Consider the following 16,459-nt stretch of genomic DNA (forward strand, 5'->3'; position numbering starts at 1 on the left):
CTCCGCCGGCGTCTCGTCGCGGGAAGACGACTCAGCTCGGTCGCCACGTGAACATCCGGATGGTGCACACCTCTCGGAAGCCCACCGACCGGTAGATCGTGCGGCCCATGGCCGACGACGTGAGCACCGCATGGTGCATGCCCGCATCGCGTGCACGGCGCATCGCCGCTCGGGTGATCTCGGCGCCGATCCCCTGTCGGCGAGCATCCGGCACCGTCATGACGAAGTACAGACCGCCGACCCCTCCGGCGATCAGCAGCGTTGCGGTGCCGACCACCCGGCCGTTCTGCCGCGCGAGGAGGTGGCGGAGCTCGGGCCGGTGGAGGCCGATGCGGAGGAACACCTCACCCACCCACTCGGCTTCACGCGGCCCTTCGCCGAACCCGCTGCCCAGGGCCTGGATCCACTCCGCCAGGGTCTGGGCATCGCGCACGACCTCGATGGCCAGGGCGGCTGAAGGGCCAGGTGGGATCCGGTCGAGCCGAGCGGTCATGCCGGGCTCTTCGCCATCCGGGTCGAAGCCGGCGCGTTGCAGCCGTGCCGGCAGGTCGGGCGGTCGCATGGATGGGCCGACGTGCCAGGAGCCGGGCACCCCGGCGCGGCTGAGCCTTTCTCGGCTCTCCAGGATCGCAGTGTCGGCGGAATGCTCGTCCAGTCGCGCCGCCACAACGGCGTTGTGGTAGTCGAGCGGGGAACCGCCGAGCGTCCACGACACCTCGCCGTCGCGCCGGTGTCCGCCGGCCGCGTCGCCCATGCGAAGCAGCAGTTCCGCGGTGTTGCGCTCGACGGCGCGGGTCAGCGCGGTGTGATCGGCTTCCGCCGGGAGTGGCGCTTCGATCGGATGCATCGACGCCTCCTGTGCGGGTGCTCGCGGCCAGGCTGTCACTGCTCACCGCCAAGTGCAAACGTGGCGAGGCGGGACGCCATGGTGGCGGAGGCGTCGAACCGAGCGGCGCGCCCTGGCAGCTCTGGCGTCCAGCGCGGCCCGAGACATACCGCACGCGCGAGCGGCGCCTGTTACTGTGCAGCGATGGGGTGGGGCCGCGCATACTTCGGTGTGCAAGCGTCGGCCGGCGCCCTGTGGTGGATCGCGGTGTTCCTCTCCCCCGACCTCCGCACCGCGACTCTCGGCCAGCTCGACCCGGTAGTGGTCGCGCTGTGGGATGTGCCCCTCTTCGTCGTGATGTCGGCGCTTGCCGCGTTCGGCGCCCGCGCGCCCGCGGCGCTCGCCACGCTGTGGACCTCGCTGGTCGCGGCCCTGCTGGCGGGCTACGCGACGCTGACGAGCTTGGCCGGAGTGGGAGCGGTGCTGATGATCGCGTCGGCGGCCGGCTCGGTCGTGGCGCTGTTCCTGGTGCGAACCGGACGCGTTCCCACGGAGCTGCTGCTGATCGGGCCGCTGCGGTTCCGCACGGCGAAGCCCACCGCCGCACGGGCACGGCATGTCCGCGCCACCGCGGTGCAGGTCGCGATCTTCTGGGGTGTGCTTCTCGGCGTCGTCCCGTTCGTGATCGGCGCCTTCGAACAGCGCTGGCAGCTCTCGGTGGAGTTCCCGCTCGCCGTCACCGTGGCAGGGTGGGTCGTTTTCCTTCTCGCCAGTGCACTCGGGATCTGGGCGGCGGTCGTGATGTCCACACGGGGCGCGGGCACGCCGCTGCCCTCGGATGCGGCGACGCGCTTCGTCGTCGGCGGGCCCTACCGGTTCGTCCGCAACCCCATGGCGTTGGCGGGGATCGTCCAGGGTGCGGCGGTGGGGCTGATGGTGTCATCGTGGCTCGTCGTGATCTACGCCGTGTGCGGATCGCTGGTGTGGAATTTCATCGTGCGTCCTCACGAGGAGCGCGACCTCGAAGCGCGATTCGGAGACGCGTTCCGCCGGTACCGCGAGCAGGTGCGCTGCTGGTGGCCGCGATTGCGTCCGATCCCCGCATCCGTCACACCCGGCGTCCTCCAGCCTGCCCGGTGACGACGGCGGCGGTGTCGGTCGCCAGGTCGGGACGAGCGGTGGCGGTGCTCCCGCGCATCGCAGCGCCGGCCGCCCGCGCGCAGGGGATGGATCTGGCAGCACCGCCCCGGCCGATCCGGCGCATCATCGGATTCGCGTGGCAACCGCAGAATGCCTCATTACCGGTCGCTCAGTTCCTCGCCTTCGCCCGCGCGCTTCGCCCGAAGGTGTCGGACCCCATCCGACCCGACGGAACGACAGAACGCTCGGTTCCGGCCCCCGCCGTGACGTCGGCGGCGCGCTAGACAAGCACCCCGCCGACGGCGCCCCCGCAGTCCCCCTCGGGCCGCGGGGCAGATCCAGTGGCAGACGGCGGTCTTCGGAGCGCGGAGCGGCCCCGTCACGCGCAATCGCCCCCCTGCTCGTCGACGGAGCCAGTCTTCCGTTGGATGGGAGGGATCCTACGTGCCACGCTCTGCGCGAACGAAAGTGGTCACGTGAATCCGAGCAATGACGCGGCGACGCACTCAGGCACCTTCGATGTCCCCCACGATCCCATCGCTCGAGGTGGTTCGCCCTGGCTGAAGGACAAGGTCGCCCTCGTCGCAGGAGGCGGTCTGAGCGGTCCCGAAGGCGGTGTCGGATTCGCCATCGCGTGGCTTGCCGCACGCGAAGGCGCAGCGGTCGCCATCTTGGACAGAGACTCGGAAGCAGCAGACCGCGCTGTTCGCCTACTCCACGAAGCGGGTGCGCGAGCGGAGCGTTTCGTTCTTGACATGACCGACGATCACGCCGTGGCGGCTGCTGTCGAGGCTGTCGTGGAGCGTTTCGGCGGTATCGATGTCGTGGCCGATTCCATCGGCGGGTTGGGCTTGGAGCCCACGCTGGAGTCCTCGGTCGAGCAGTGGGAGAGAGCCTTCGCTCTGAACCTCACACAAGCGTGGAGCCTCTTGCGTCATGCACATCGACATGTCCGCTCGGGAGGCGCGATCGTCACGATCTCCTCCAGTGCCGCCCAGGCCACCGGGCCCTCACTCCCCTACAGCATCGCGAAAGGGGCTCTTGAGAAGATGACCACCGGCTTGGCTGCGACGTTGGCGCCGCGCGGGATTCGCGCGAACGTCGTGCGCGTGGGAATGATCTGGGGTGCGTTCGCGGCGCGCGGCATGACGCCCGACCAACGTGAGCAGCGTCGTCGTGCGGTCGCGCTGGGCACTGAGGGTACGGTGTGGGACGTGGCCGCCGCGGCGGTGTTCCTGCTGACGGACCAAGCGAGGTGGGTTTCCGGTCAGACTCTCGCCGTAGACGGCGGCGGCTTCGCACCCAGGAACATGGGCCAGGCAGGCGCGAAGCCGGAGCCCGGCAAATCGTGACCAGCGCACCGCAGACCCCGCTGTGGAATCCCGACATGGACACCATGCCGTGGCCCATGTTGCAAGAGCGACTCGTCCGCGATTTCGTGGTGATGCTGGACCGCCTCCGGGAGAATGAGGAGTGGCGCGGCCGGCTGCGGGGCGTCGCGCAGGTTCGCGCCATAGAGGACCTCGTCGCGGTCCCCTTCACCACGAAGGAAGACCTCCGCTCGACTCAGTCGACGATCGACCCCGAGCGCCCGCTGGGCCCGTACCAGCTTGCGCCCACAGATCAACTGCGCCAGATCACCAGCTCATCCGGGACAACGGGTACGCCCGTGTTCTTCGGCCTGACGGGGCCCGATCTCCGACGGTGGCGGTCTGCGATCGGCAACGCCTACCGAACCGCCGGAGTGGGGCCGGGCTCGATCGTGGCACACACCACCGGCATGGCGATCGTGGCCGGAGGACTGCCATATGCCGACGGCATTCGTGCGGCAGGCGGCGCCCTCGCCTGGGTGGGCGGCCAGACGCTACCGCGTATGGTGACGGCCCTCGAGCGGACACGGGCGAATGTCCTCGTCTCAACCGCGTCCTTCGCTGCGCATTTCGCCGAGCGCTGTGCAGAGATTCTCGAGCGCCCCACGTCGGATCTCGCGGTTCGAACGATCATCGCCGGGGGCGAACCCGGCGCGGGGGTACCCCATATCCGAAATGCGATCATGGACGGGTGGAGCGCCACGCGAGTGAGCGAGATGATGGGGATCGGCGATGTCCTCCCCGCATTGTGGGCGGAGTGCCACGTGGGGCAGGGCATGCACTTCACCGCGGCACCCGACGTACTCGTCGAACTCATCGATCCCGAGACGCTCGGGCATGTGCCGTGGGAGCAGGGTGTCACCGGCGAGGCCGTCTATACGACGCTCAGCCGTGAAGCGTCGGCAGTCGTGCGTTTCCGATCCCGCGATCAACTGCTCGTGACGGCGACGGAGTGCGCGTGCGGGCGGACCTCACCGACGGTGCGGTGCGTGGGGCGCACCGACGACATGCTGATCTTCGAGTCCACAAAGGTGTATCCGACGTCGATCCGCGATGTCGTCCTGGAAGTTGCGACCCAACACCTGACCGGCTTGATGCGCGTACGCAAGACCTCCCTCGACCAGGTGCGATTCGATGAGCCCATCCCGCTGGAAGTGGAACTGCGTGACGACGCGCATCCGGATGCGGCGGCATCGGCCCTCAAAGCCGCGGAGGAGCAAGTGCGCCGGCGCCTCCGCGTGCACGTCAGCGTCGAGCCGTTCCCGCGGGGCGTGCTGCCGGTCAGCGACTACAAGAACGCGCTGACGTACGCCATCGGCGACTGACCTGTCATCACGCTTGCTCCTGATCTGCCAGGACGGGGAGCAACCGTGCGACCTGGCCCATGTTCCGCACGTACACCTCCGCCGCTCGCTGCACGATGTCGCGCATGGAGTCCATCTGCGACGTCACGAAATAGAACCCTCGCCCGGGCACGACGGCTCCCAGCTCTGTCAGCAACGGCGTGAGTGTCGCGGAGGGAGCGAGCGAATGGCCGAGGTCCGCCCCCGTCAAGAGCGGAATCGCCGTGACACCGCTCAGCCCATCAGACGGATACCGGTCCAGGAATGCCTTGAGCAGCCCGGTGTAGGCGGCCTTGTACGTCGGAGCGGCGAAGATCGCGAGGTCGCTGCCGGCTACCCTCGCGACCGCTTCGTTGACGCTTGCGGCTGTCTGATCGAAGATGTCCCCCGCATGTTCTGCCAGGTCGATGACCGACATGTCGTAGGTGCCGGGCACCAGGAGACACTCTGCGAGCGTCTTTGCCACCTCCAGCGTGCGGGAATTCGCCTTTGGGTTGCCGACCACTACGGATACGGAGATCGTCCTCATCATTACTCCTCCCGCGCGATCGTAAAACCGCCTGGCGAGGTACGAAGAAGACTCCTCCCACATGACGGAAGACCGCCTTCTGTGGGGGGTGCCGCCACCTACGCTGACTTTCATCCAGTCGGATCATGCAGTCATGACCGATCGCCAGAACCACAAAGGGGTAGCGATGACGAACGCGCGAGCGGCCGTACTGACGGGGCCTTCCCAGATCGAGATGACTGACTTCCCGATGCCGCACGCGGGAGCCGATGGCGCCGTCCTCCGTATCGAGGCGGCAGGGCTGTGCGGCAGCGATGTCGAGCAGTATCTCGGCGAGGATCCGCGTGTACGTTACGGAATCGTCCCCGGTCACGAGCCCCTCGGCATCATCGAGTCGATCGGCGCGCAGGCTGCGCAGCAATGGGGAGTGGCAGTCGGTGACCGCATCTGCGTCGAGGTCGTCGTCCCGTGCCGAGCCTGCGACAAGTGCGCGTCGGCAGAGTTCACCGAGTGCACGGACACGCTCGGCAGTTACGGGTATCGCCCATTCGAAGCCCCCACCCCCCTCACCGGCGGGTTCGCCGAATACATGTACGTCCACCCGAACTCGGTGGTCCACCCCATCAGCCGTGAGGTCCCCATCGAGGTGGCCGCGCTCTACAATCCGATCGCCGCAGGAATCCGCTGGGCGTGTCACCTCGGTGGCGCCGGCCAGGGCGACGTCGTCGTCGTGTTCGGTGCCGGGCAGCGGGGCATCGCCGCCGCGCTGGCCGCGAAGGACGCGGGAGCCGAGACCGTGATCGTCACGGGCCTGAGTCGCGATGCGCACAAGCTGAAGCTGGCGGAGCGGCTCGGTGCGGATGCCACGATCAACGCCGAGACGGAAGACGTCGTCGCACGTGTCCTCGAGATCACCGGGGGTCGCCTGGCCGACGTGGTGCTCGACGTGACTCCCGTCGCCCTCGACCCGATCCAAGATGCACTCGAGGTCGTGAGGATCGGCGGGACGATCGTGATCGCCGGCCTGAAGAACGGCCGGCCGGCACCCATCGTCACCGACCGCCTGATCACGAAGGCGATCACCATACGAGGCGCACGGGGCGTCGACGCGCTGGCGATCCGGGCCGCGATCGGGGTCATCGAGTCGGGGCGTCACCCCCTGGAACTCATGCACACGCACACCTTCTCCCTGCGGGAGCTGGACACCGCGCTGGCGGTGCTGGCGGGCGACGTGGCGGGCGAGGATGCCGTGCACGTGATCGTCGTCCCCGGAGAAGACGGCGCCGGTCAGAGATGACCGGCGGGCGTTCCGCCCCGCGGAATGCCCGATAGGCCGCGGACTGCAGACACGGAATCGTGGATTCGACACTCGGCGCGGTGGCGCCGAGTACCCAGCAAGGAGGCTAGGCCCATGGTCGCACGACCGAATCGACAGATGACGCTGACCATCTTCATGACGGCTTTCGGCTACCACAACGATGCCTGGATGCATCCGACCAGCCGCGCGGATGAGATCGGTCAGCTCAGCATCATCCGTGACATGGCTCAGGCGGCCGAGCGCGCGAAGTTGGATGCGATCTTCATCGCCGACAGTGTGAGCGCTCAGCCTCTGCAGCGGTCCAGCTACCGCGGTGTGTCCGTGTACGAGCCGGTCGTCACGCTGTCCGCTCTGACCGGGCACACCGACAAGATCGGGCTCATCGGAACGCAGTCGACCACCTTCAACGAGCCCTATACCGTGGCCCGTCAGTTCGCCGCTCTCGACATGCTCAGCGGCGGCCGCGCGGGGTGGAACATCGTCACCTCGATCAATGGCAACGAGAACTACGGCCGTGACCTGCCCCCAAGGACTGGAGATACGAGCGCGCCACGGAGTTCGTGGACGTCGTCCAGAAGCTGTGGGACGCCTGGGACGCGGATGCGATCATCAACGACCGCACGCGCGGGCTGTGGGTCGATCCAGACCGGATCCGACGGATCGATCACGTCGGTGAGCATTTCCGCGTCGAGGGTCCCCTCGCGATCCCGCGTTCGCCACAGAACCAGCCGGTGCTGGTGCAGGCCGGCCAGTCCCCCGCGGGCATAGAGCTCGGCTCCTCCGTCGCCGACCTCATCTACACCGTGCAGCCGGACCGCGCCGACGCAGAGGCGTTCTACGCCAGCTACAAGCGAAAGGTCCAGGACAAGGGCCGTGACCCTGAGAAGGTGCGCATCCTGCCCGGCATCATGCCCATCACGGGACGTACGCAGAAAGAGGCGGAGGAACTCGCGAAGGAGCTCGAGAACTGCATCCACGAGACCAATGGGAGACGGATGCTCGAGCACTTCCTCGACATGGACCTCAGCGACCTCGAGCTCACCGACCGCATTCCGCAGGAGCGCTTCATCCCCGACCCCAGCCGGATGGAGCGGTGGAACCTGTTCCGCCAGCTCGCAGAGGAGCGGACGGTCTGGGAGCTCATGCTGCATCTCTCACGCGCCGTCGGTCACCGGGTCATGGTCGCCACACCCGACAAGATCGCCGAAAGCATGATCGAGTGGTTCGAGTCACGTGCGTGCGACGGCTACAACTTCAACATGCCCAGCATCCCCCTGGGGATGAACGCGGTCTTCGACCTGCTGGTTCCGGAACTGCAGGAGCGGGGATACTTCCGGGATGACTACGTCGGCGACACGTTCCGCGAACGCTCGGGTCTCGCCATGACCCAGGAGGAGCTCGGGAAAGCACGAGCAACCCACCTCGTCTGACCCACAGCAAAGTGGGGCCGCACTCAGGGCGGCCCCACTTTTTCATGCCTCGCGTCGTCCGCGGTGCTGGTCGGTCAGGATTGCGGCACGTCCGGGCGCCCCACGGTATACGGGCTCATTCCGCCGCCGTCGACGGCGATCGCCTGCCCGGTGAGGTAGCCGGAGTCCTCGTGCGCGAGGAAAGCCACGACGTGGGCGATGTCTCCCGTCGTCCCCACTCGGCCGACCGCGATCCTCTCACCCCTCGCACGCATCGCGGCATGCCGGTCTTCCCCGCGCCGCCCCAGCATCGAACGGCTGGTGGCCACCAGGCCCGGACACACCGCGTTGACGGTGATACCCCAACCGGCCACATCCATGGCGAGCGACCTCGTCAGCCCGAGCACACCCGCCTTGGAGGCGGAGTAGGCCGTGGATCGGCCCGCGGCCTCCAACGCGGCCATGGACGAGATGTTGACGATACGGCCGTAGCGACGCGGACGCATCAGCGCGACCGCCCCCCTCACCATGAGGAAGGACCCGGTGAGATTCACGCGCAACTGGGTCTCCCACGCATCGAGCGGGACGTCCAGGATGTCTGCCCGGTCCGCGCCCTGGGGTGCCGCCGCGTTGTTCACGAGGATGTCGAGCCGTCCGAATCGACGATCGACCTCCTCGAGGGTGTTCGCGACCGATGCCTCGTCCCCGATGTCGCAGAGGAGCGACGCGGCGCTCCCGCCGGCGGCCGCGATCTCTGCCGCGAGCTCCCCGAGCGAATCCTCCGGGCGCTCCGCTGCGACATCCCCGTCATTGGGAATGCCCCCGGAGGATCGGTCCGTCACGACGACGGCGCGTCCCTCGGCGGCGAGGCGTCTCGCGATGGCCGCGCCCATTCCGTCCGGCTTGGCGCAACCGGTCACGAGGGCGACAGGAGCGGAACTCATCGCAGCGCGAACGACTGGCCCGACCACGTGCCGAACACCCGGAGCACCATCGACATGGCCGCGTTGGATGAGCCCGCGACGATGATGGGGAGGCTCGACGGCGAGGCATCCCGGAACAGCGGATGATGATGATCGGGCGGGAATGGACCTTCCGGGAGGTGGCTCAGCCCTTTCCCGTTCCGGGAGAGGTCCGCCTCCGTGCGGCCCGTGTGCTCGACGAGCCAGGCGCGTACGTCCTGCTTGCTCATCCCGGCCGACGCGAACAGTCGCGCGTGCTCGGGGTTGAGGAGGATGCCCACCGAGGCGTAGCGGAACATCCACGAACCCGACCGACGGATGGTATCCGCGAAGTCGCGCAAGACCTCCTCAGGGGAGCGGAAGCTGCGGTTGTCGACGAACTCGCACGTGCGCAGCAGCATCGCGCTGACTGCGCTCTCACCGGGGGCGAAGCCGTTGTCCACCGAGACGGGATCCCAGGGGCTCTCCTCCTCGTTCTCTGCAATGCAGAGAGACCACCGCCCGGGAAGCCCTTGGGTGGCTTGTTCCAGCTCGTGCGGGCGTATCCCGAGGCTGTTGCGCACGGTGAGGCCGATGGCACGTGGCACTGTGGCGTTGGGGCGGAAGCCGGGACCGAGGACTCCGCCGGTCGAGTTGAAGCCCATTTCCGCGGCCACTTCGCCGTTGACGACCACGAGGGGCGCCGGCCCACTCGTGGACTGCCATCCGCCGCCGCGCGCCGCGCGCTCCGCGGAGAGGGCCTCCCATGCCGTGAGCACGACCGGAAGGTATTCCGGCCGGCATCCTGCCATGAGCGCGTGCACGGCGACGTCGCGGACGGTCGCGCTGCTGCCCAGCGCTATGGCCCGCGCGATCACCTCGTCGGGATCGCGCGTGGTGTAACGGAGGAACTCCGCCACACCGGCCTCGGTAGCCGGCACCAGCGGCAGACCATCCGACCAGCCCTCCGCGTACATGTGCTCGATGACTGCGACGGTCGCGTCCGCGTCGAGGGTCGTCTCCGCGGAAGGGGAGTCAGTCATGGTGTTCCTTCCTTCATGCGCCGAGCAACCGCGCGCGGACGGCGTCCACGAGGGTGCCCGCGCGTTCGTGGACCTGAACCTGGTCCAGGTTCGCCACCGGATGCGGCGTCAGAATGAACGGGAAGTCGGCGCGGCCCTTCAGTCGCGCCATGGCGCTGGAGGTCACTTCGAAAGCCTCGGTGCAGATGACCGCAGTCGGAATTCCGAGCGCTTCCAGCGCGATGCCGTCAGCCACCGCCGACGCGCTGCAGGAGCCGCAGTCCCCTACTCCGATCACCACCACGTCGCACGTGCCGGAGATCTCCGCGAGGAAGTCCTCCGGCAGCGGCAGGGCGAAGTCCTCCTTCCGGTACGGAATGAGGTCGGCCGTCCGGTCGGTCTCGGCCAGTGCACGGCCGATGTCCGCGAGGACCTCCGCCGCGTTGCGCTTGGTGTTCTCCAGCAGCCCTACCCGTAGACCGGCGAGCTCGCGCGGCCGCGGGGCGGGCTGCGGCGACTGCTCCGCGCTGTGCGTGGCGCGACTCGCGGTGGGGTTGATGATCCTCATTGCCATGATCGCTCTCTCTCTCTGGCCGGGGGCGCGTGAATGCGCGCTCCCTTTCGCGCCGTGCGGCTCGACTGCGGAGACGCACGGGCGTCTCCGCAGTCAAGGCGTCAGCCGTTCCACTCCATGTCCGCCCACGCCGGCGTGTTCGTCTGGCCGGTTCCTTCGGCCAGACCGGTCCAGCGCTCCGAGCTGACGGTGTAGTTCGCGCCGTTCGACCAGGTCAACGGCATCCAGTAGACGAGTTCTGCTGCACGCGCCTGAAGGGCCTTGAAGTGCTTCGCGCGCTCGTCACGGTCCATCGTGGCAAGGGCGCCGGCCGATGCCCCGTCGACCTCTGCGTCGCACAGCCCGGTGGGGTTGCTGAGCGGGATACGGTTCGGGTTGCACGCCATCCACCGTGTGAGGCCCAGGCTGGGGTCGGCGCCGACGGTGTTGCGCAGCAGCATCAGACCGAAGTCGCTCTGCTGGTAGACCGCCTCGAGGTAGACGGGTTCGGCGGTGCCCAGGAGGTTGACCTGGACGCCGATGTCCTCCAGGGAGGACTTGACCACCTCGGCGACCGCTGCCACATCCGTCAGTGCGGAGATGTAGCGGAGGTCGAGCGAGAAGCGCCACCCGTCGTCCTTCACCGGGTAACCGGCCTCGTCGAGTCCCTCGCCGATCGCCTCCAGGTCCCTCGCGAAGTCGGCGTCGAAGTCCACCTCGCGATTCTGTGCCCACTCGAGGCTGTCGGGGAAGATCGTGGTCGCGGGCTCGCCGAGACCGTTGAGTCCCAGCTCGGTGATCGCGTCCCGATCCAGCGCGGAGAAGATCAGCGACCGCACCTCGGGCGTTGCCAGCTCCGGAAGCTGGGTGTTGAACGAGACCGGGATGGTCTGGCGGAACACGCCCCGCTCGGTGAGGGTCAATGCGGGGTTCGTCTCCACCTGATCCTGCTGCGCCGGGTCGATGACCGCGGAGTCGAGCTCCCCCGCCAGCAGCGCCATGGTGCGCGCGTTGACGTCGGTCATCACGGGGTACACGGCACGGTCGACCTGCGTCTCTCCGCGCCACCAGTTCGGGTTCTTGACGAGAATGACCGACTCGCCGGGCGTGAAGGATTCGAACATCATCGGCCCGGTACCGATCGGCGCCATGTTGGCCGGGTTGGTGACGTAGTCGGTGCCCTCATAGACGTGCTTGGGGAGGATGGCCTGCTGGGAAAGCGCCTCCATGAACGGACCGTACTGACGGGACAGAGTGAGTGCGACGGTGGTGTCATCAGGCGTCTCGATCGCGGTGACCACATCGGTGAGCGGTTTGCCGAACGTCTGAAGCGGCATGATCTCCTCGAAGTTGAACTTCACGTCCTCCGACGTGAATGGCTCGCCGTCATGCCACTGCACGTCCTCCTCGAGGTGGAGCGTGATGCTCAGCCCATCGGCGCTGACTTCCCACTCTTTCGCCAGACCCGGACTGATCTCGTACTGGTCGTTGGTCTCGACGAGGGTGCCGATGATGGCGAACCCGAAACGCAGTGGGATGGGGCCACCGGCGAACTGCGGGTTGAGGCCCGTCGGGTCCGCGCTGATGGCCTCGATGTACACGCGTTCGACGTCGTCGCCGCCGCCGTTGTCGGCCTCGGGGTTCTGCGCGGAACACGCACTCATCGCCAGCAGCATCGCGGCGGCGCCTGCGACGAGAGCTGTTCTCTTGGTCCTGTTGCTCATCGTTGAGCCTTTCTCTTGGTTTGGCTGGAACGGTTGCCCGGGAAGGAGGCCACGTGCGTCAGAGGATGGGGGATGCGGCGAGAAGCGTGCGGGTGTATGGATGGGACGGGTCGGCGAAGATCTGCTCCTTCGAGCCGTGTTCCACCACGCGCCCCAGTTTCATGACGTACACGTAGTCCGCGACCTTCTTCACGACGGGAAGATCGTGCGTGATGAAGAGGTACCCGACGTCGAGACGCTCCTTGAGCGACATCATCACGCGCAGAATCCCCGCCTTCACGGACGCGTCAAGGGCAGAGACCGCCTCGTCCGCGACGATGATCCGTGGATTCAGAACGACGGCGCGGGCGATCAGAACTCGTTGGCGCTGTCCGCCGCTCAGCTCGTGCGGGAAGCGATCCAGGAAGGCGTCTGGGGGACTCAGGCCCACCAGCTCAAGGGCTTCACTGACGGCGCCGGCCCGCGCCGACGAGCCGGCGGCGACATGGTGCAGACGGACGATCTCCTCCAGCGCACGCCGCACCGTCTTTCGCGGATTGAGTGAGCCGGCGGGGTCCTGCAGCACAGCCTGGACCGCTCGGCGGTACTCCCATCGCTGTGCGCGGTTCATGGCAGTCAGATCCACGCCGCCCAACTCGATCGAGCCGGTGGTGACCGGCGTCAGCCCGAGGATCATCCGTGCCAGGGTGCTCTTCCCGCTGCCGCTTTCGCCGACGATCGCGACGAACTGCCCGGGGCGCGCCTCGAGGCTGGCGTCGATGACCGCGTGGGCAGCACCCATGCCCCGTCGTGATCGGAACGTCTTTGACGCACCCTTCACTTCCAGGAGGGGTTCTGGCTTCGACGATGCCGACATCAGTCGTCCCTCCGGTCGTGCGCGATGCAGGTGTCATCCTGCGCGAGCCATTCCCGCAACGCGGGTGGCATCGAATAGAGGTCGACGTCGTCGTCGGTGATACTGCGGACGCTGCGCAACAGCGCCTGGGTGTAGGGGTGACGCGGATCGGTCATGACCTCCCGTGTCGGGCCCGACTCGACCACGCGACCGCCGTACATCACGTACAGGTGATCTGTCATCCCGGAGACCACCGCGAGGTCGTGCGAGATCAGCACGAGGGAGTTCCCGAGTTCTTCAACGGTCTGCTCCAAGGTCTTCAGAACCACGGCCTGCACGGTGGCGTCGAGTGCCGTCGTCGGCTCGTCCGCAATGATCAGATGCGGCTTCTTGGCGATCGCGATCGCGATCAGCACCCGCTGTCGCATCCCGCCGCTGAGCTCGTGGGGAAACTGGTTCGCCACCCTGGTGCTCTCTTCGAAGCCGGCCAGCTCCAGGAAACGGTGAACCTCCCCCCTGACCGAGGCGCGCTGCACTCGTCCGCTGGCTCGGACCGATTCTGCGACCTGCACACCGATCTTCATCGTCGGGTTCAGGAACGTGAGCGGGTCCTGGAAGATCATGCCCACGTTCCGGGCGCGCATGTTCTGCCAATCACGAGCGGAGGCGCCGACGAGTTCCGTTCCGTCGAACTGGACCGAGCCCTCGACCCTCACCCGTGGTGAGGTCGGCAGAAGTCCGGCGATCGTCCGGCCCGTGACCGACTTCCCCGATCCCGACTCTCCGACGATGCCCACGCGCTCCCCCCGGCGGACGGAGAGCGTCACACCCCGCAGAGCGCGCACGCTGCTGCGCTCACCCGTGGGAAGCTCCACAGCGAGTCCGCGGACACGAAGAAGGGGCTCCCGTTCAGCGTCGGCACTCGTCATCGTGGGCAGGGAATCCAGCTGGGTCATTTCACTCTCCCGATCGTGGGATTGAGCGTGTCGTTGAGGGAATCGCCCAGCATGTTCACGGCGAGGACGACGAGGAAGATGCACAGGCCGGGGAAGAGAGCCAACCACCACCCGGTCTGCATGTAGGACTGGGCGGAGTTCAGTAACGCACCCCAGCTGGGGGTGTTGGTGTCGCCGATGCCGAGGAACGCCAGCGCGGACTCGACCAGGATCGCCCGTCCTACCGTCATCGTCGTGGCGACGATGACCGGCGGCATCGCGTTGGGCAGGACGTCCGACCAGAGGATGCGCAGGCTGTGAAAGCCTGCGGCCCGCGACGATTCGACGTAACCGAGCTGGGATATCCGCATCGCCTCCGCCCGCACGATACGGGCAACCGCCGGCCACATCGTCACAGAGAGGATGATGACGATGAGCCAGACGTTCGCACCGAACAGCGCTGCGGCGACGATCGCGAGAACGATTCCGGGGAGGACCTGGAAGAACTCGGCCAGCCGGACCAGCACCGTGTCGGCGAAGCCGCCATAGAAGCCGGCGAGACCGCCGATGATCAAGCCCACCGTCATGCATGCCAAAGCCACGCTGAATCCCACCACCAGTGAGACCCGTCCACCGAGCAGCATGCGCGAGAGATAGTCCCGTCCGAGTTGGTCGGTACCGAGGAGGGCGTCACCGCTCGGCGGGACGAGCACGTCGGAGCTGGTGGTGACCGGGTTGGCTGCCAGGAACGGACCCACCGCGACCGCCACCACCATCAGAGCAAGAAGCGCCAGGAAGAAGATGTTTGCGGGCCGGCTGAAGAATCGCTTCGAGACCGAGGGGGTCCGCTCCCCTGCTGGGGCGGTCGGCACAGCACCGGTAGGGGGTGCATCCAGGGGTGCTCCGACCCCGGCCAGGATGTTCTGACCGCTCATGCCGTTCTCCTTCCAGCGGTGAACCGCGCCCGCAGTCGGGGGTCGGCGAGCCCGTAGACGACGTCCGTGAGGAAGTTGATGACGATGATCGACAGCGTCAGCACCACGACCACACCGAGCACCAATTGGTTGTTGTTGCGCTGCACCGCGTCGTACAGCAGCAACCCCATCCCGGGCCAACCGAACACGCGTTCGATGACCACCGAGCCGGCGAGGGTGAATCCGAGGCTGTAACCGCTGATGGTGATCATGGGCAGCAGAGCGTTGGGGATCGCATGGCGCCACAGCACGCGCTGTTTGCTCAGCCCCTTCGAGCGAGCCGTGTCGATGAAGTCCTGGCCCAGTGCCTCGATGACCGACGAACGCATGATGCGCGTCTTGTAGGCGAGCTCGGTCGTGGCGAGAGTGATGACCGGAAGGACGAGGTACTGGATATCGATGCCTTCCTGCCCGTAGGGACTCTTGCCTTGAGTCGGAAACCAGCCGAGCCAAAGGGAGAAGACCATCAGGAGGAGGAGACCGAGCCAGAAGTTGGGGATGGAGAACAGCGCCACCGCGGTACCCGAGATCGCGCCATCGAGGGCACGGGAGCGCGTGCGCGCCGCCAACGCACCGAGAGCGAGCCCGCCCACGGTGGACAGGATGAAAGCGGGAAGCGCGAGCGCCAGGGTGTTGCCGATGCGGCTCATGATCAGCTCGGCCACAGTCATCGATGTGCCGAACGAGTAGCCCAGGTTTCCGGTGAAGACGTTGCCCAGGAAGATCAGGTACCTCTCCCACAGTGGCCGGTCGAGGCCGAAGGCGGCAATCAGCTCCGAGCGGAACTCCTCCGAAACGGGATTGTCACCGACGAGGCTTTGGACGGGATCGCCTGGCGCGAGCTCGAGCAGGAGGAACAGAACCGTCAGGACAGCGACGAACAGCACGAGCGAGGAGATGAGCAGCCTGCCGTAATGGAGCAGTGCCGCCTTCACGAGCGGACCACCGCTCCGACAGCGACGCGACCCGCAGGTCCTCTCGCATGCATCTTGGCACTGGGCAGGTCACGCACAGTCGGCATCTCCATCGATGGGCCCTTCACTCGCGGGTGAGCCGTGCCGGCAGCCCGCAACACCCGTGGTACCCATTAGCGCGGCGGCCGGCGCTGCTGGATACCGGCACTTCCGTCCGACGGAAACGCTCCCCGAGACGCCGGGATCCTTCCGCGTGACGGAATGCGCGCCGCGCGTCGGCCACTGACCTCCGGATAATCGGTGGTGCGGGAGAAGCGACGCCGCCCACCGCCCTGTTCAGAGAGGACCTGTCATGACTGTTAATCTCGAGGAGTTGACGGAGTCACTCGCGACTGACGGTTACGAGATGGCCGTCGCCCGAACGCCCGACGACGCGGTGGTCACGGTTTCCGCCGCGGACGGGATCTGCGGAGACTGTCTCGTGCCCAAGGAGGTCATGAAGAGCTTCCTGAGCTCCGCGCTCGGACTCCCGGAGACACGTATCGAGCTCGTATACCCGACGGAGGGGAATCCCCAACCCGCCTGATCGACGCCCGACGACCTGGCACACGCACGCGCCGACTGCCCACACGCAGTCACCACTCAAT

16 protein-coding genes and 1 pseudogene are annotated in these 16,459 nt (G+C 67.2%); 7 read left to right on the top strand and 10 right to left on the bottom strand.

The features are described 5' to 3' along the window. Nucleotides 1-31 precede the first annotated feature (31 nt). Complete coding sequence (locus tag F6J85_RS08845) at nucleotides 32-847, bottom strand: GNAT family N-acetyltransferase (RefSeq protein ID WP_150924674.1); 816 nt, start codon at nucleotides 845-847, stop codon at nucleotides 32-34. Nucleotides 848-1,030: 183 nt separating this feature from the next. Between F6J85_RS08845 and F6J85_RS08850 the strand changes: the two genes are divergently transcribed. The 3 genes from F6J85_RS08850 to F6J85_RS08860 all read left to right on the top strand — a co-directional run bounded on the left by F6J85_RS08850 (nucleotide 1,031) and on the right by F6J85_RS08860 (nucleotide 4,661). Then, the gene (locus tag F6J85_RS08850) at nucleotides 1,031-1,966 is read left to right on the top strand and encodes a methyltransferase family protein (protein WP_150924675.1); all 936 of its coding nucleotides are present in this window, start codon (nucleotides 1,031-1,033) and stop codon (nucleotides 1,964-1,966) included. Between the two features lie 476 nt (nucleotides 1,967-2,442). After that, complete coding sequence (locus F6J85_RS08855; RefSeq protein WP_191906556.1) at nucleotides 2,443-3,318, top strand: SDR family NAD(P)-dependent oxidoreductase; 876 nt, start codon at nucleotides 2,443-2,445, stop codon at nucleotides 3,316-3,318. After that, nucleotides 3,315-4,661: a phenylacetate--CoA ligase family protein gene (locus F6J85_RS08860; RefSeq protein ID WP_150924677.1), complete on the top strand. Its 1,347-nt coding sequence runs from the start codon at nucleotides 3,315-3,317 to the stop codon at nucleotides 4,659-4,661. Before F6J85_RS08855 ends, F6J85_RS08860 begins: the two co-directional genes overlap by 4 nt. Before the next feature lie 7 nt (nucleotides 4,662-4,668). Here the strand turns inward: F6J85_RS08860 and F6J85_RS08865 are convergent, their stop codons facing one another. Then, nucleotides 4,669-5,208, bottom strand: coding sequence for an NADPH-dependent FMN reductase (locus F6J85_RS08865; protein ID WP_202980822.1), 540 nt, complete (start codon nucleotides 5,206-5,208; stop codon nucleotides 4,669-4,671). Nucleotides 5,209-5,374: 166 nt separating this feature from the next. Here F6J85_RS08865 and F6J85_RS08870 point away from each other — a divergent pair, with 166 nt between their 5' ends. The 3 genes and pseudogenes from F6J85_RS08870 to F6J85_RS17980 all read left to right on the top strand — a co-directional run bounded on the left by F6J85_RS08870 (nucleotide 5,375) and on the right by F6J85_RS17980 (nucleotide 7,935). Next, the gene (locus F6J85_RS08870; RefSeq protein WP_150924678.1) at nucleotides 5,375-6,484 is read left to right on the top strand and encodes a zinc-dependent alcohol dehydrogenase; all 1,110 of its coding nucleotides are present in this window, start codon (nucleotides 5,375-5,377) and stop codon (nucleotides 6,482-6,484) included. A gap of 156 nt (nucleotides 6,485-6,640) precedes the next feature. Further along, nucleotides 6,641-7,009 (top strand): annotated as a pseudogene (locus F6J85_RS18160) (LLM class flavin-dependent oxidoreductase); the annotation flags it as partial. A gap of 56 nt (nucleotides 7,010-7,065) precedes the next feature. After that, nucleotides 7,066-7,935, top strand: a complete 870-nt coding sequence (locus F6J85_RS17980; protein ID WP_150924680.1) for an LLM class flavin-dependent oxidoreductase — start codon at nucleotides 7,066-7,068, stop codon at nucleotides 7,933-7,935. A 74-nt stretch (nucleotides 7,936-8,009) separates the two neighbouring features. Here F6J85_RS17980 and F6J85_RS08885 read toward each other — a convergent pair whose 3' ends face one another. The 8 genes from F6J85_RS08885 to F6J85_RS08920 all read right to left on the bottom strand — a co-directional run bounded on the left by F6J85_RS08885 (nucleotide 8,010) and on the right by F6J85_RS08920 (nucleotide 15,833). Then, nucleotides 8,010-8,858 carry an SDR family NAD(P)-dependent oxidoreductase gene (locus F6J85_RS08885; protein ID WP_150924681.1) on the bottom strand — a complete coding sequence of 283 codons (849 nt, stop codon included), beginning with the start codon at nucleotides 8,856-8,858 and terminating at the stop codon, nucleotides 8,010-8,012. Beyond that, nucleotides 8,855-9,898, bottom strand: coding sequence for a hypothetical protein (locus F6J85_RS08890; protein ID WP_150924682.1), 1,044 nt, complete (start codon nucleotides 9,896-9,898; stop codon nucleotides 8,855-8,857). The genes F6J85_RS08885 and F6J85_RS08890 overlap by 4 nt, the downstream gene beginning before the upstream one ends. 13 nt (nucleotides 9,899-9,911) lie before the next feature. Beyond that, on the bottom strand, nucleotides 9,912-10,451 hold the full coding sequence (locus F6J85_RS08895; RefSeq protein WP_150924683.1) for a UGSC family (seleno)protein: 540 nt from the start codon (nucleotides 10,449-10,451) through the stop codon (nucleotides 9,912-9,914). Between the two features lie 101 nt (nucleotides 10,452-10,552). Continuing rightward, entirely contained in the window at nucleotides 10,553-12,154 is a 1,602-nt protein-coding gene (locus F6J85_RS08900; RefSeq protein WP_150924684.1) for an ABC transporter substrate-binding protein, read from the bottom strand. Nucleotides 12,155-12,212: 58 nt separating this feature from the next. After that, complete coding sequence (locus tag F6J85_RS08905) at nucleotides 12,213-12,935, bottom strand: ATP-binding cassette domain-containing protein (protein ID WP_191906558.1); 723 nt, start codon at nucleotides 12,933-12,935, stop codon at nucleotides 12,213-12,215. Between the two features lie 74 nt (nucleotides 12,936-13,009). Beyond that, nucleotides 13,010-13,945 (bottom strand): ABC transporter ATP-binding protein, encoded by a 936-nt coding sequence (locus F6J85_RS08910; protein ID WP_150924686.1) that lies wholly within the window; start codon nucleotides 13,943-13,945, stop codon nucleotides 13,010-13,012. Beyond that, nucleotides 13,942-14,859 (bottom strand): ABC transporter permease, encoded by a 918-nt coding sequence (locus F6J85_RS08915; protein WP_150924687.1) that lies wholly within the window; start codon nucleotides 14,857-14,859, stop codon nucleotides 13,942-13,944. The genes F6J85_RS08910 and F6J85_RS08915 overlap by 4 nt, the downstream gene beginning before the upstream one ends. Next, on the bottom strand, nucleotides 14,856-15,833 hold the full coding sequence (locus F6J85_RS08920) for an ABC transporter permease (RefSeq protein ID WP_150924688.1): 978 nt from the start codon (nucleotides 15,831-15,833) through the stop codon (nucleotides 14,856-14,858). The genes F6J85_RS08915 and F6J85_RS08920 overlap by 4 nt, the downstream gene beginning before the upstream one ends. Before the next feature lie 331 nt (nucleotides 15,834-16,164). Here F6J85_RS08920 and F6J85_RS08925 point away from each other — a divergent pair, with 331 nt between their 5' ends. Continuing rightward, nucleotides 16,165-16,398 carry a hypothetical protein gene (locus F6J85_RS08925; protein ID WP_150924689.1) on the top strand — a complete coding sequence of 78 codons (234 nt, stop codon included), beginning with the start codon at nucleotides 16,165-16,167 and terminating at the stop codon, nucleotides 16,396-16,398. Nucleotides 16,399-16,459: the final 61 nt, after the last annotated feature.

It is taken from the genome of Microbacterium lushaniae (assembly GCF_008727775.1).
Taxonomy (GTDB): Bacteria; Actinomycetota; Actinomycetes; order Actinomycetales; family Microbacteriaceae; genus Microbacterium; species Microbacterium lushaniae.

Bases quoted from the DNA above. Each gene is read 5' to 3' on its own strand.
- F6J85_RS08845 (WP_150924674.1), bottom strand. From the start codon at position 847: ATGCATCCGATCGAAGCGCCACTCCCGGCGGAAGCCGATCACACCGCG.
- F6J85_RS08850 (WP_150924675.1), top strand. From the start codon at position 1,031: ATGGGGTGGGGCCGCGCATACTTCGGTGTGCAAGCGTCGGCCGGCGCC.
- F6J85_RS08865 (WP_202980822.1), bottom strand. From the start codon at position 5,208: ATGAGGACGATCTCCGTATCCGTAGTGGTCGGCAACCCAAAGGCGAAT.
- F6J85_RS08870 (WP_150924678.1), top strand. From the start codon at position 5,375: ATGACGAACGCGCGAGCGGCCGTACTGACGGGGCCTTCCCAGATCGAG.
- F6J85_RS08885 (WP_150924681.1), bottom strand. From the start codon at position 8,858: ATGAGTTCCGCTCCTGTCGCCCTCGTGACCGGTTGCGCCAAGCCGGAC.
- F6J85_RS08890 (WP_150924682.1), bottom strand. From the start codon at position 9,898: ATGACTGACTCCCCTTCCGCGGAGACGACCCTCGACGCGGACGCGACC.
- F6J85_RS08895 (WP_150924683.1), bottom strand. From the start codon at position 10,451: ATGGCAATGAGGATCATCAACCCCACCGCGAGTCGCGCCACGCACAGC.
- F6J85_RS08900 (WP_150924684.1), bottom strand. From the start codon at position 12,154: ATGAGCAACAGGACCAAGAGAACAGCTCTCGTCGCAGGCGCCGCCGCG.
- F6J85_RS08905 (WP_191906558.1), bottom strand. From the start codon at position 12,935: ATGGGTGCTGCCCACGCGGTCATCGACGCCAGCCTCGAGGCGCGCCCC.
- F6J85_RS08910 (WP_150924686.1), bottom strand. From the start codon at position 13,945: ATGACCCAGCTGGATTCCCTGCCCACGATGACGAGTGCCGACGCTGAA.
- F6J85_RS08915 (WP_150924687.1), bottom strand. From the start codon at position 14,859: ATGAGCGGTCAGAACATCCTGGCCGGGGTCGGAGCACCCCTGGATGCA.
- F6J85_RS08925 (WP_150924689.1), top strand. From the start codon at position 16,165: ATGACTGTTAATCTCGAGGAGTTGACGGAGTCACTCGCGACTGACGGT.